Source organism: Streptomyces halobius (assembly GCF_023277745.1).
Lineage (GTDB): Bacteria > Actinomycetota > Actinomycetes > Streptomycetales > Streptomycetaceae > Streptomyces > Streptomyces halobius.
Genome location: NZ_CP086322.1, coordinates 4,522,849 through 4,535,341 on the forward strand (window position 1 = coordinate 4,522,849; position 12,493 = coordinate 4,535,341).

The 12,493-nt window shown below is 70.6% G+C and carries 12 protein-coding genes and 2 pseudogenes; 8 read left to right on the forward strand and 6 right to left on the reverse strand.

Annotated features, from left to right (window positions below; genetic code table 11):
- Window positions 1–345: 345 nt before the first annotated feature.
- The 3 genes from K9S39_RS20610 (at window position 346) to K9S39_RS20620 (ending at window position 3,664) form a co-directional block, all read left to right on the forward strand.
- Entirely contained in the window at window positions 346–2,025 is a 1,680-nt protein-coding gene (locus K9S39_RS20610) for a bifunctional 3'-5' exonuclease/DNA polymerase (protein ID WP_248864843.1), read from the forward strand.
- 368 nt (window positions 2,026–2,393) lie between these two features.
- On the forward strand, window positions 2,394–3,233 hold the full coding sequence (locus K9S39_RS20615) for a DeoR/GlpR family DNA-binding transcription regulator (protein ID WP_248864844.1): 840 nt from the start codon (window positions 2,394–2,396) through the stop codon (window positions 3,231–3,233).
- Between the two features lie 8 nt (window positions 3,234–3,241).
- On the forward strand, window positions 3,242–3,664 hold the full coding sequence (locus K9S39_RS20620; RefSeq protein WP_248864845.1) for a RidA family protein: 423 nt from the start codon (window positions 3,242–3,244) through the stop codon (window positions 3,662–3,664).
- 231 nt (window positions 3,665–3,895) lie between these two features.
- Here K9S39_RS20620 and K9S39_RS20625 read toward each other — a convergent pair whose 3' ends face one another.
- The 3 genes from K9S39_RS20625 to K9S39_RS20635 form a co-directional block, all read right to left on the reverse strand.
- Complete coding sequence (locus tag K9S39_RS20625; protein ID WP_248864847.1) at window positions 3,896–5,314, reverse strand: acyltransferase family protein; 1,419 nt, start codon at window positions 5,312–5,314, stop codon at window positions 3,896–3,898.
- A gap of 253 nt (window positions 5,315–5,567) precedes the next feature.
- Window positions 5,568–6,452: a glycerophosphodiester phosphodiesterase gene (locus K9S39_RS20630; RefSeq protein WP_248864848.1), complete on the reverse strand. Its 885-nt coding sequence runs from the start codon at window positions 6,450–6,452 to the stop codon at window positions 5,568–5,570.
- A 326-nt stretch (window positions 6,453–6,778) separates the two neighbouring features.
- Window positions 6,779–7,090 carry a hypothetical protein gene (locus K9S39_RS20635; protein WP_248864849.1) on the reverse strand — a complete coding sequence of 104 codons (312 nt, stop codon included), beginning with the start codon at window positions 7,088–7,090 and terminating at the stop codon, window positions 6,779–6,781.
- Window positions 7,091–7,578: 488 nt separating this feature from the next.
- Here K9S39_RS20635 and K9S39_RS43020 point away from each other — a divergent pair.
- The 3 genes and pseudogenes from K9S39_RS43020 to K9S39_RS20645 all read left to right on the forward strand — a co-directional run.
- Window positions 7,579–7,689: pseudogene (locus tag K9S39_RS43020) on the forward strand (AsnC family protein); the annotation flags it as partial.
- Between the two features lie 42 nt (window positions 7,690–7,731).
- Window positions 7,732–8,559, forward strand: coding sequence for an Lrp/AsnC family transcriptional regulator (locus K9S39_RS43025; RefSeq protein ID WP_406707981.1), 828 nt, complete (start codon window positions 7,732–7,734; stop codon window positions 8,557–8,559).
- 547 nt (window positions 8,560–9,106) lie between these two features.
- Window positions 9,107–9,364, forward strand: a complete 258-nt coding sequence (locus K9S39_RS20645; RefSeq protein WP_248864851.1) for a hypothetical protein — start codon at window positions 9,107–9,109, stop codon at window positions 9,362–9,364.
- Window positions 9,365–9,644: 280 nt separating this feature from the next.
- Here the strand turns inward: K9S39_RS20645 and K9S39_RS20650 are convergent, their stop codons facing one another.
- Complete coding sequence (locus tag K9S39_RS20650) at window positions 9,645–9,791, reverse strand: hypothetical protein (RefSeq protein WP_248864852.1); 147 nt, start codon at window positions 9,789–9,791, stop codon at window positions 9,645–9,647.
- Window positions 9,792–9,833: 42 nt separating this feature from the next.
- Here K9S39_RS20650 and K9S39_RS20655 point away from each other — a divergent pair.
- Together K9S39_RS20655 and K9S39_RS43030 are read left to right on the forward strand one after the other, a co-directional pair.
- Window positions 9,834–10,306, forward strand: a pseudogene (locus tag K9S39_RS20655) (beta-ketoacyl synthase N-terminal-like domain-containing protein); the annotation flags it as partial.
- A 108-nt stretch (window positions 10,307–10,414) separates the two neighbouring features.
- Window positions 10,415–10,537 carry a hypothetical protein gene (locus K9S39_RS43030; RefSeq protein WP_406708191.1) on the forward strand — a complete coding sequence of 41 codons (123 nt, stop codon included), beginning with the start codon at window positions 10,415–10,417 and terminating at the stop codon, window positions 10,535–10,537.
- A gap of 357 nt (window positions 10,538–10,894) precedes the next feature.
- On the opposite strand, the gene K9S39_RS20665 is transcribed toward K9S39_RS43030, so the two are convergent.
- Window positions 10,895–11,491 carry an antibiotic biosynthesis monooxygenase gene (locus K9S39_RS20665; RefSeq protein ID WP_248864854.1) on the reverse strand — a complete coding sequence of 199 codons (597 nt, stop codon included), beginning with the start codon at window positions 11,489–11,491 and terminating at the stop codon, window positions 10,895–10,897.
- 195 nt (window positions 11,492–11,686) lie between these two features.
- A complete protein-coding gene (locus K9S39_RS20670) occupies window positions 11,687–12,142 on the reverse strand; it encodes a hypothetical protein (protein ID WP_248864855.1) in 456 nt (151 codons plus the stop codon).
- Window positions 12,143–12,493 lie beyond the last annotated feature (351 nt).

A 12,493-nucleotide genomic window follows, 5' to 3' on the forward strand; every position in this document is an offset into this window, starting at 1 on the left:
GGCCCGGCGACTGCGGCAGCAGAGCCCGACACCGCGTACGGCCACCTCGCCGGAGAAACTCGTGGGGCGGCTGGCCGGTGTCCAGGCGCAGAGAGCCTCCGCCGCCGAACTCACCGTCGCGACACGGCAGAACCCGGAATCCGTCCGCCGATGGCGCACGCCGGGCGCCATCGGCGCGTTTCCGCGGTCAGGTGGGCGATGCGCGGCACCGGGCGAGCAGTTGTCCTTCGGGTGGAGCGCTGTTCCCAAACCCCTGGCCTGGACAGGGCGGTTGTGCCAGGGGCCGTCTCATGGCGAATGCGCTGGTCAGGGGGATTGTCAGACCCTGGTGCAAGACTCGTGGACATGAGATGGGCGGTGGTGGAGACGGGCGACGGGGGTGCTCGTCTCTGCCCGCTCGCTCCCGATGGGCGGCCCGCGGGACCGGTGCTGGAGGAGCCGTCGCTCGCCGGGGCCGTGCGGGCGCGGCCGGAGGTCGAGCGGTGGGTGTGGCGGTCCACCGCGGAGACGTACCGGCGGCTGCTGGCGGCGGGAGTTCGGGTCCAGCGCTGTTACGACGTGGAGGCAGCCGAGTCGCTGCTGATCGGCCATGAAGAGGGGCAGTCGGGCCAGCCGCGCTCGCTGGCCGCCGCCTGGGCGCGGCTGCACGGCCTGCCGGTCCCGGAGGACGCGCCCGCGCGGGCCGCCGAGACCCAGCCCTCCCTGTTCGAGCCGGGTCCGGTGCCGCTGCCGCCCGGCACGGACGAGCTCACCGCCCTGCTGGAGGTGTATGCCGGCCAGGTGGCGCGTACGGCGAAGACCGAGCATCCGGAGCGGATGCGGCTGCTGCTCGCCGCCGAGTCGGCGGGCATGCTGGTCGCCGCGGAGATGACGCGGGCCGGTGTGCCCTGGCGCGCGGATGTGCACCGCAGGCTGCTGGACGAGCTGTTGGGCGAGCACTATCCGGGCGGGCTGGAGCCCCGGCGGATGGCGGAGCTGGCCGAGGAGGTGTCCCGGGCCTTCGGGCCGGACGCCCGGGTGCGCCCGGATCTGCCGAATGAGATCGTCAAAGCCTTTGCCGGCGCCGGGATTTCCCTCACCTCGACCCGCAAATGGGAGCTTCAGCAGATCGACCATCCAGCGGTGGCACCGCTGCTGGCGTACAAGTCGCTCTACCGTCTGCACACCGCCCACGGCCGGTCCTGGCTCCAACAGTGGGTGCACGACGGCCGGTTCCGCCCCGAGTACCTCCCCGGCGCCACGGTCTCCGGCCGCTGGACCACGAACGGCGGCGGCGCGCTGCAGATCCCGAAGGTGGTCCGGCAGGCGGTGCGCGCCGACCCCGGATGGCGTCTGGTGGTCGCCGACGCCGACCAGATGGAGCCACGGGTGCTGGCCGCCGTCTCCCGCGACCGGGGCCTGATGGAGGTGGCGGGCAGCGGTGAGGACCTCTACGCCGATCTGGCCGCCCGCGCGTTCGGCGGCGACCGCGCCCAGGCCAAGCTCGGCCTGCTGGGCGCCATTTACGGCCAGACCTCCGGCGACGCCCTCAAGCACATGGCCGACCTGCGCCGCCGCTATCCGGCCGCGGTGGCGTATGTCGACGATGCGGCGCGCGCCGGCGAGGAGGGGCGGCTGGTGCGCACGTGGATGGGGCGCACCAGCCCGCCGGCATCCGTGGCGGCGCCGGACGAGGCGGGCCTTCCCCAGGAGGAGGACCCGCCGGGCGGTTACGGCAGCAGCTCGGCGGCCCGCGCCCGCGGCCGGTTCACCCGTAACTTCGTCGTACAGGGCAGCGCCGCCGACTGGGCACTGCTCATGCTGGCCGCGCTCCGCCGCACGCTGTCCGGGGCGGGGCTCCACGCCGAGCTGGTCTTCTTCCAGCACGACGAGGTGATCGTGCACTGTCCCGCGGAGGAGGCGGCGGCGGTGTCCGAGGCGATCACGGCGGCGGCTGCGGTGGCGGGCCGGATCGCGTTCGGGGAGATCCCGGTGCGGTTTCCGTTCAGTGTGGCCGTGGTGGGGTGCTATGCCGATGCCAAGTGAGGGGCGGGTGCTGCGCTGGGCTTGTGATGACGGGATTCTGTGGGGTGTCGGTTGCGGGGGCCGACGTGGCGCGCTCCCGGCCGTACGCCGCCCCAGGCTCGCCCGACGGGCGCGAGCCGATGACCGTGGCCGTGACCGTCGCGGCCCGGCCGTAGCACTGGGCGGGGTGGGGCATGGGGCGGGGTGGGGCATGGGGCGGGAGCCGTTCACGGGGGCGGGGCCCGGGGGAGCGGGGGACGGAGCGGGACGGGCCCCATCCCGGCCCCTCGCGGCCAGCGACGCCGCGCCGGGCACGGCCTAAAATCCCCGGGTAGGGGGCCGACGGGAGACGGGCGGCCGCCGACATCCGATCCTGGAAGGAACCAGCGTTGACCGACACCGAAGGGGCTGCCGATGGCTCGGCCGCGATGGACGCGTCGGTCACCAAGCTGAGCCCCAAGGACCGCCGGAAGCGGATCACCGACCGGTTGCTGGCCGAGGGCCAGGTGACCATCGAGGAGCTGGTCCAGGAGCTCGGCGTCAGTCAGATGACGGTCCACCGCGATCTGGACGCCCTGGAGCATCAGGGCTGGCTGCGAAAGGTGCGCGGCGGGGCGACGGCCACGCCCAGTGCGCTCTTCGAGTCCACCGCACGCTGGCGCGGCGCCGAGCAGGTGGCGGCGAAGGAGGCCATCTGCGCGGCCGCGCTGACCCTGGCCGAGCCCGGCCAGGCCGTGATCATCGACGACTCCAGTACGGCGCTGCCGCTGGCCCGCTCGCTCTCCTCACACGGCGCGTACACCGTCATCACCAACTCCCTCCAGGTCATCAACGAGCTGGCGGAGGAGCCCGACATCCGGGTGATCGCGCTGGGCGGCGAGTACCACGCCGCGTTCAACGCGTTCCTCGGCATGTCCACCGCCGATATCGCCCGCAGCTTCCGCGCCGATATCGCCTTCCTCTCCACCTCGGCCGTCGACAACGGCCACTGTTACCACCAGGCGCAGGAGAACGTACTGGTCAAGCGCGCGCTGATGGCCGCGGCCCGGCGCAAGGTGCTGCTCGTGGACCACTCCAAGTTCGGCCGTCAAGCGCTCTACGAGCTGGCGCCGCTCGCCGACTTCGATCTCGTCATCTCCGATGACCTCCTTCCCCAGGAGGAGCAGGACGCGCTTCAATCCCTGGGTGTGCGGTACGAGTTGGCAACGGAGGGGAGCCATCGGCGATGAGCGGTGGGATGAGCGGGGCCGGTAGCGCCCGCCCTGAGCTGGAGCGCGTCAACCCGCCCCATCTGGCGCCGCCGACCGGATTCAGCCATGCCGTGCGCGCCACATCCGGCACCATGGTTTTCCTCGCCGGGCAGACCGCCCTCGACGGTTCGGGCGAGATCGTCGGCAGCGGCATCGTCGAGCAGTTCGAGCGGGCGCTGAGCAACCTCGTGGCGGCGGCCGCGGCATCCGGCGCCGGCCCGTCCGACCTGGCCAAGCTCACCGTCTTCGCCGTCGATGTCGCCGACTACCGGCGGCACGCCCGGGAGATCGGCCAGGTGTGGAAGCGGCTGGTCGGCGGCGACTTTCCGGCGATGGCCGTCATCGGTGCCACCCGTCTGTGGGACGAGGCGGCGCTGGTCGAGATCGAAGGCATCGCCGTCGTCCGTTAGGGCGTGAGGGCGCGCCTGCCGTTCCCGGGCCCCGAAGCGCCGCCCGCCCCGGGGCGCCGAGATCCCCAACACCTCGCCCCTGGCGGCCCCCCACCCACACCGGAACCCGCACCCCCGCCAGGGGGCTGTCGGGGCCACCACTCTCCCGCCCCGGCCCCCGCACGCCAAAGGCACCCGCCCCGCCGGCTCTCCGGCAGGACGGGTGCCCCTGCGATGCTCGGCGCCCGCGGCTCACTTCCGGCCGCGGGCCATCCCCACCGGGTCCTTCTTGAACGCCCAGGTCATCCTGGGCTCCATCGCGAACCGGAACATCCGCTGGACGGGCGGTGTGCACAGCAGCGTGACCACCACCCCCGCGAACAGTGTCAGCAGCACCGCACCCCACGGCGTATGCACCCAGTCCACCTCATACCAGTCCCAGAACCGGGAGCCCTTGGCGAGGAAACCGTGCAGCAGATAGCCGTACAGGGTGCCCGCACCCAGCGCCGTACACCACATCGTGCGCCCCGGAACCCAGGCGAAGAAGCAGGCCACCAGCACCATCGAGCAGCCGAACATGGCGAGCGTCATCACCGCGCCGCTCCACCACGGGGCGGCCAGTTCCTGCGCACTGTCCCGGTGGTAGAACCATGCGGCGTTCATCCGGGGCGCCGCCCAGTACGCGAAGACCAGCGCGAAGGCGAAGACCGGCACCGCCAGGGTCCGCGCCTGCCGACGCCGTACCAGCTGGAAGTGCTCCGGCTTCAGACACAGGCCGAGGACGAAGAACGGCAGGAACTGCAGCACCCGCTGCAGGTCCAGGTCATTGCCGATGTCGGGCGACAGGGACGCGAGCACCGCGATGGACAGCGCGAGCGGAAGCGGCCAGCGCACGATCTTCCACAGGGGAGTGGTGAGCCGCCACACGAACAGGGCCAGCAGGAACCAGGTCAGATACCACGGGTCCATGAGGCTGATCGGATAGCCGGGATCGTCGTCCGCCCACCGTTTGAAGAGGGTGTACGCGGCTTCGAAAAGGATGTACGGGACGGCGACGCCGGTGATCAGCCGCTGCAGCCGGTCCTTGCGCATATCGAAACTGCGCGAGAAATACCCGGAGATGATGATGAACGCCGGCATATGGAAGGCGTAGACGGTGATGTAGAGGGCCGCCGCCGCCCGGCTGCCGTCACGCAGCGGCTCCCAGGAGTGCCCCAGCGCCACCAGAACGATGGCCAGATACTTCGCATTGTCGAAGAACGCGTCACGCTGCTTCGCCGGGGCGCCGGCCTCGGTGCCGGCCTTCGCGTGCGCCTTGGCGTGGCCCCTGGCCTTGTGCTTCGCATGCGATCCGGCGGCGGGCACGGTGGCCGGGTTCGCCTGCGCCGACGGCCCGTTGGACGTCGCAGTCCTCGTGGTCGCCGTGTCCGACGTGGCCGTGGTGTCGGTTTCGGCGGTGCCGTTCGCGGTCGCCGTGGTGCCCGTCGCCGTGGTGCCGGTCGCGGCCGGCCACGATCGGCCGGCCGCATGGGCCGAGTCCGTGGCAGACGCCGAGTCCGTCGCGTACGCCGAATCCGCCGCATATGCCGGACCCGCCGCGTCATTCGGCACCTGCCGCTGCGGGGGAAGGGGCACCCGCCGGTCGCCGTACGAGGGGAAGGTGTTGTTCAAGGACCCTCCCGGAACGCACCCACGGGAGGAGCGGAACGCGGACCAGCGCCGGGACGCACATGGGAACCCAAAAGCCAAATCCTGCGTCTTAGTTCTTTTACGGGGAGTGAGGCGGCGTCGAACATCCCGAGCACCCTAGCCCCGTCACGGGAATCCCGTAAATCCCGGCCCGCCGCAGCCACAAGCCGCCCGTCCGGCCTCCACAGGACCTTCACCGGCGGAGGTCGAAGGGGGCCGATCAGGGCTGAAGCCCCTAAGCGATGATCCCTTCGATTCTGCTCATCGAGGCCGCCCGCGGGCTCCCGTCCTCCCCCACGTCCCACGCGTATATCTCCAACGGCCTTCCGTGGGCGCCGCGCAGCCGGTGAACGGCCTCGACCCAGCGCGAACTCAGCGCCGATATACGGGGGTTGATCTGATCGGCGAACCGTGCGTAGCGCTCCAGCTCGTCCACCTCGGGCACCCCGAGAATCTCCGTACGCACGAGAATCCCCGTACGTACCTCCGGCGCCAGTTCATGCACCCTCTTTATGCACGGCACACAGAAGCTCTGAACGACCAGCCGGCTCCGAACGTGCGCACGATCGAGCCAGCCCTGTGCGCGGAGTTCGCGGACGATCTGCGCCTCGATTCCCGGGTAGCGCCGGGGGGCCTTGATCTCCAGCAATAAACGCTGGCCATTGCGGTCCAGACGGCGCAAGAAGCTGGCGAGTGTCGGTACCCGCTCCCCCGCGAATCGCTTGCCGAACCAGCTCCCGGCATCCAGCCGCGCTATCTCGGCGGCCGTGAAATCCCCCACCCGCCACGGCGCACGGTCGGGAAACACCTTCTCCGCGTCCGTCGTCCGCTTCAGGGTCGTGTCATGTATCACGATCAGTTGGCCGTCCTCGGTGCGCTGCACATCGTTCTCGACCCATACGAGTCCCCGCCGGTGCGCCGCGTCCACCGCGGCGAGCGTGTTCTCCGGTGCGTGCTGGGCGGCACCGCGGTGTGCGATCACCAACGGCGCCTCCGCCCCCGCTATGGACCGGGCCTCGACTCCGTCCCCGGGCGTGACCGCCACCGCGGACGACGACATCGCCGCCGTCACCTGAAGAGCGAGAGCCGCGGCGGCGATCCGCATCAATCTCTGCAGCATCGACGAGCCTCCTGGTCACTCACCCGCAGACGCCGACGCCCGCGTCAGGTATGCCTCGCGCCCCCTTGAGGTCCTTCAGGTCCTTGAGTTCTTCGAAGTCCTTGAGGTCCTTCCGTCCGGGAGTACCGCTTCCCCCTCCGGGAATACGGCTGCCTCCTCAACATGCCTCGATCCACCCGCACCCGCCACGCGAACGCCCCCTCGTCCGCCCCGCACCACCCGCCACATGATCGGGTTTTCGCAGGTCAGGATGGTTCGGTGGCGCTTGGTAGCCAGCACGCCATCCGGGCCTTCGGGAGCGTCGTGCACGTCGCGGCAGCGCTCACTCAGCGTGGCGGCGATCCGGGCGGTGGCGCGGTCGGCACATCACCGCTGTGCGCACATCTCCGGCATCGACGGGGTGCCGACGAGCCGTCCCCCGACGAGCCATCCAAGGACGAGCCATCCGTCGTGGCAAAGAAGACGGTGCCCAGCAAGGCGACACCCAGCGCGCTGCCCAGCTGCTGGACGGCGTTGGTGACGCCCGCGGCGGAACCCACCTCGCGGTCGGAGACGCCGGCCAGAGCGATGCTGAAGAACGGCGCCAGGACGACCCCCATGCCGAACCGGCCAGCAGCAGGGGCACCACGAGTTCCCACGACGTGAGTCGTTCCCCCACCCCATGGGCCAGTACGGCCGCACCGGCCACCCCCACCGTCATGACGACCAGTCCGGCATGAACGTTGGCTCGCCCGTACTTCGCCGTCAGCACGGCTCCGGCGAGCAGCGAGCCGACCGCCATGCCCCCCCGACCAGGGGATCATCGTGAGGGCGGCGTGCAGGGCGCTGATGCCGAGCCCGGCCTGCAGGTGCAGCACCATTACCAGCATGAGGCCGTTCACACTGCAGAAGAAGACGATCCCGACGATCAGCGCCGCCGGGACCAGGCGGCCAAATATGGGACGGCGCGGCAGCCTGGGTCAGCCATCACGGATTGATCACCGGATTTCGACAGGCAAGCTGACTCTCGTGACGGAATCCCACAACACCGACCACAACACCAACCGCCCCAACGACCACACCAGTCACCACCCCACCGAGAACCACACCCTCGACAGAACCGACCGCGCCCTCGACGACCGACCGCGCCCTCGTCCATGCCCTCCAGATCGACGGCCGCGCCCCGTTCAGCCGCATCGCGGCCGTCCTCGGGGTCTCGGACCAGACCGTCGCCCGCCGGTACAGAAGGCTCCGTTCGAGTGGTGCTGTGCGGGTTCTGGGCCTGCCCCACGCCCAGCGGATGGGGCACGTGCAGTGGATCGTCCGCATCCAGTGCACCCCTGACGCGGCGGGGACCCTCGCGACGGCACTGGCCAAACGCCAGGACACCTCATGGGTGAGCCTGACCGCCGGCGGAACGGAGATCGTGTGCGTGACCCGGGCCCGTACCCCGGCGGAGCACGACGCGCTGCTGCTGCAGAAGCTCCCCCGCACCCCACGGGTGGTCTCCGTCACCGCCCACTGCCTGATGCACACGTTCTTCGGCGGACCCACGGGATGGCACGGCCGGAGCCAGTCCCTGAGCCCCCATCAGGTCGCGGAGCTACGGGACCATCGGCCCCAGCCCCCGGACGGCGACGCGACCGTCCCGCCGCCCGACGAACGCGACGAACGGCTCATGGCGGCACTGGCCACCGACGGACGCACGGGATACCCCGAACTGGCGGCCGTCACCGGATGCTCGGAGTCGGCCGTCAAGCGGCGTCTGGACGCGTTGCGCCGCCGGGACATGCTGTTCTTCGACGTGGAGATCGATCCACGGCTCCTCGGCTACGGGACCGAGGCCATGCTGTGGCTCTCGGTCCCGCCCTGCGCACTCGTATCCGTCGCCGAAGCGCTGGCCGACCACCCCGAGGTGGCCTTCGCCGCGGCCACCACCGGCCCCACCAATCTGGTGGCGACCGTCGTCTGTCACGATGTGCGCGCCCTCTACGCCTACCTCACGACACAGGTCGGGGCGCTGCGCGCGGTGCGCGCCACGGAGACGGTGCCCCTCCTGCGCAGCGTCAAGCGCGTCGGCACGGTCACAGGCGCACCACCGAGCGGACCGGCACGGTCGTCCTCCTGACGCCGCGCCAGGTGGAAACCGCCGCTACGACGCCCGACGTCCGCCCGAGTGCCCCTGGGCCGGCAAGGCCCCCTCCGCCACGGCCCCACCGTCGAGCTGACCCCGCGTCAGTCACATGCCGACGACTGCGCTTCACACCATCACCCAGTAGCAGCACGGAGCATCCGACTGATTCCCGAGCCTGCGCGAAGCCGACTGCACCTCACCCCGAGAAACCGAACTGACTGGACGTCATGCAGCGGCCACCTCCGCACCTGACGCCCGCCCACCGACCGCCTCCAGCCTGCACACCCTGGCAACGAGAGCCCCGATGCCGCCGCCCGGCCGGAGCCATGTCGATATCGACGCCACTGCCCCTGCGCGCCCCCGCCCTGTCCTCCTGACGGCGGATCACTTTTCGCGGCGTCAGAACCCATATGGCGGCGGCGCAGTGACCCAGCGGCCTACGCCGAGGAGCGAAGCGGGATATTTCGTATTAGCTTCACGTCATGTAACCGTACGAAGTGGATCTGTCGCAGATCGCATCCGTTCAATCAATGGAGGAGACATGGGCAAGCTTCGCAAGGCCGCCGTCGTGGCCGCCGTCCTCGGCAGCGTGGGCTTCCTCGGAACCGGCCCCGCCTACGCCGGCGGGGGCAGCCACTGCAAATCACACGACTTCAACCTGGACATCCTCGGCGAGGTCGGAATCCTCAACGGCCTGCTCGCCAACCTGCTCAACGGTGAGGGCAGCCCGGGTGCCCAAGCCACCCACCTGGGCTCCACCTGCGGCGGCCACGGCGGTGGCGGCGGTGGCCACCACTGAGGCGCCCAGCAGTCGCGTAAGTAACTGAGATGGGCCCCGGTGCCGAGCCACACGCTCGCCACCGGGGTCCAGTTCTTTGCCCTCCTCAGGGCCCGGTACCGAAACAGTCCGAGGCGGCACCGACCACTCCGATGCCCAGAAGCCGGGCCGCAGCCCCTCCCCTGCCACCTGCAGCGCCCCCTCCGAACCCCCGGGCAGGCCGCTACGGCAACAGCGGGACCGTCAGCCGACCGGTGGACAACTGTCAGCCGGCCCTTCTCCCATACCGCGAACCGGACCGTCAGGTGTGCCAATGGACCACCGACGAGTCCTCGCCTTCCGCAGGGTCCCGGTACCAGTCCAACCACTCCCGCGAGACCGTCTCGTCCCGCTCATCCAGCGTCACCATCAGCGCGTCCATCGGCACATCAGCGCCGCCGTCACGCACCGACGGCTGATGATCGAGCCCCGTCCTTCCGGGCCTCATACCAGCGCCACACTGGTCGGTGAGCAGGCCGGCGGCCTCGACGCGATCGGTCACGCCCGCCGCACGGTCCGCCGCGGCACCCGACTGGTGCTCAGCGGCGGCGTCGACTCCGCGCTCGATCCCTGGGTTACGCCTCCCAGCTCGCCGGCGACCGGGTCAGCACGGTCGCCGACCCGGAGCGCGCCTACCTGCCCTTCGACACCGACGCCCCCGGCTACCTCCCCGGCGAGGGCGGCGCCATCCTCGTCCTGGAGGACGCGGACTCGGCGCGTGAGCGGGGTGCCGAGCGGGTCTACGGCGAGATCGCGGGCTACGCGGCGACCTTCGACCCGGCGCCCGGGGCCGGCCGTCCGCCCGCCCTCCTCCATGCCGCTCAGCGCGCACTCGCGGAGGCGGGTCCGACGCCGGCGGCGATCTCCGTGGTGTTCGCCGACGGTGCGGGCGTCCCGGAGCCGGACCGCGCCGAGGCCGAGGCGAACTGCGCACGTTCCTCATCGCTTGCGCCGGTGAGGACGACGGCGTCGACCTGTCAGGCGACATTCTCGACGTCACGTTCGAAGACCTCGGCTACGACCCTCGCTCTGATGGAGAGCACCTCCCACATCGAGCGCGAGCTCGGCGTCATCCTCTCCGTCGACATTGATGTCGACCTCACCCCGCGCATCCTTCCCGACCTCGTCAACGGCTCGGTGGCCCAAGCCGGCTGACGCGCCCTCAATCAGACGTCTGCGGGGGCACGCGCCTGCCGGGCGTGCCCCCACGACGGCCTCGACCAGCACGTCGAACGCGCCCCCGGCCCCGTCGAAGGAGTACGTACCATGGCCCACACCGCCGTCCCCCCACCGTCCACCGTCGTGAGCACAGTGTGACGGTGGCCGCATCGGCGAGGCGCTGTATGCGCTGGTCGCCGATGTGGCGCGGTGGCCCGCCGTGTTCGAACCGACCGTGCGCGTCCGGCACGTGGCCGGCCTCCATGTTCCACGGCCCGTGGCCACACGGTTGGACTGTGGGCCTCCATGTTCCACGTCACCGACACCGACACCACGGTTCGTCGGTGGCTCGGCTCATGACGTGCTGGCTGCTCCTTCGACGCGGTCGTCGAGGAGCGAGTGGTGGAGCGTGTACCGCTTGAAGCCAAGGCCATCGGTGGTCACCGCTTCATGAGCGGCAGCGTCAGTCCACTCTTGGACGACGATCGCACGCTCACCATCGAGTGTCAGGTGGACGTGCGCCGCGAGCAAGCCCGGCGCCGGCACCACTGCACTCTCCACATCGTCCGCCGCCGTAGTGGTCACCACGAAGACGCCGGACGGGCGCCCCGCGTCGTGCACCACACTGCGGTGGAGACGGGTCCTGTTGAGTCCGGGACGCTTGATACCGGGCACGAGCATGTCGACGCGCCCGACTACCCCAGGGCGACGGGCGCCGGCCCACGCCAGGTGCTCCTCATCGCTGGACCACTGCGCGTAGAAGAGGAGGCCGGTACCGTCTGTGGACAGGAAGACGTGCTGCGCCAAACGTCCGGAGGGCGTCTCGGCCGATGCCCACTCGTCGATCACAGCACGAGCGGCCGTGCGCGAACGCTCGACAGAACCAGTGAGCCACTCACTCAGCAGAGCTGTTCCAGCGGCAGGGTGAACGAAATCCACGAAGCGTGTCATGGGCATCAACTCTCATACCTCACGTGCACTTGAGGTCAACCCCGGTACGGAAATGCGACCCGCCGGACAGGCCTGGCACGCGAGATCACCTTCGGCCCCACCCACTACGTGATCTTGCATACGCGTACCGTGCGGACGCAGCCAGGGACCTTGACCGTCCCGACGACTCACGGGGCACCGACCTGTACGACGCGTTCACCGGGACCGGCAGCACTCCTGCGCCACCGAGACGAAGGTCCGCTTCGCGCGTTCCAGTTCGTCCGGCCTCTCATGGCGTCGCAGACAGTCGACGAGGTGCTGTGCCGCCTCGGCGGCGGCGGGCGGGCCTTCCAGGAGTACTCCGCCCAAGGCGCGTTGCAGCAGGACGGCGTCGTCGGCCTGACCCCGTCCGTTCCGTTCGGTGAGGATCCCGGCCTCCGCGGCTCCGAGGAACTCCGCGTAGCTCTGGCGACGAAGGGCGAACTCGCGGTGGCCGGACTCGGCCCGCAGCGTCATGCGCACCGATTCGAGCAGCGCGTCCGCCTGACGGTCGCCCGCGTGGCGTGCCGCAGTGGCCTGCCGGATGCCGGCGCCGCGGGTGTACCAGCCGGTCACCACGCTGCCCGCGATCGCCGATCCCGCGGCGATCAGTGCGATTCCCCAGTCACTCATGCCGCCATCCTCGCGATCAGCCACGGCATGCCGCACCGTCCTTGCCGAATGTGCGGCGTGGATCACTCTCGGCGACCTTCGAACAGCGAGCGATAGGATCGCTTCATGTCGCCCGACGACGCTATGGAACCCACCCCGACCTGCGTAAACAGCTGTGTCCGCCCGCCGGTTCCCAATAGACTGAACACTTACGGCGACGGGCGACGGGCGACGGGCGACGGGCGACGGGCGACGGGCGACGGGCGACGGGCGACGGGCGACGGGCGACGGGCGACGGGCGACGGGCGACGGGCGACGGGCGACGGGCGACCAGCGAGCGGTTCTGTTCGCGGCTCGGTCGGCGGTGGCCCT

Excerpts from the sequence above, each read along its gene's own strand:
- K9S39_RS20620 (WP_248864845.1), top strand. The coding sequence starts at position 3,242 with ATGAGCGGGGCCGGTAGCGCCCGCCCTGAGCTGGAGCGCGTCAACCCG.
- K9S39_RS43025 (WP_406707981.1), top strand. The coding sequence starts at position 7,732 with ATGGGGCACGTGCAGTGGATCGTCCGCATCCAGTGCACCCCTGACGCG.
- K9S39_RS43030 (WP_406708191.1), top strand. The coding sequence starts at position 10,415 with ATGGAGAGCACCTCCCACATCGAGCGCGAGCTCGGCGTCATCCTCTCC.
- K9S39_RS20630 (WP_248864848.1), bottom strand. The coding sequence starts at position 6,452 with ATGCTGCAGAGATTGATGCGGATCGCCGCCGCGGCTCTCGCTCTTCAG.
- K9S39_RS20670 (WP_248864855.1), bottom strand. The coding sequence starts at position 12,142 with ATGAGTGACTGGGGAATCGCACTGATCGCCGCGGGATCGGCGATCGCG.
- K9S39_RS20645 (WP_248864851.1), top strand. The coding sequence starts at position 9,107 with ATGGGCAAGCTTCGCAAGGCCGCCGTCGTGGCCGCCGTCCTCGGCAGC.
- K9S39_RS20610 (WP_248864843.1), top strand. The coding sequence starts at position 346 with ATGAGATGGGCGGTGGTGGAGACGGGCGACGGGGGTGCTCGTCTCTGC.
- K9S39_RS20665 (WP_248864854.1), bottom strand. The coding sequence starts at position 11,491 with ATGACACGCTTCGTGGATTTCGTTCACCCTGCCGCTGGAACAGCTCTG.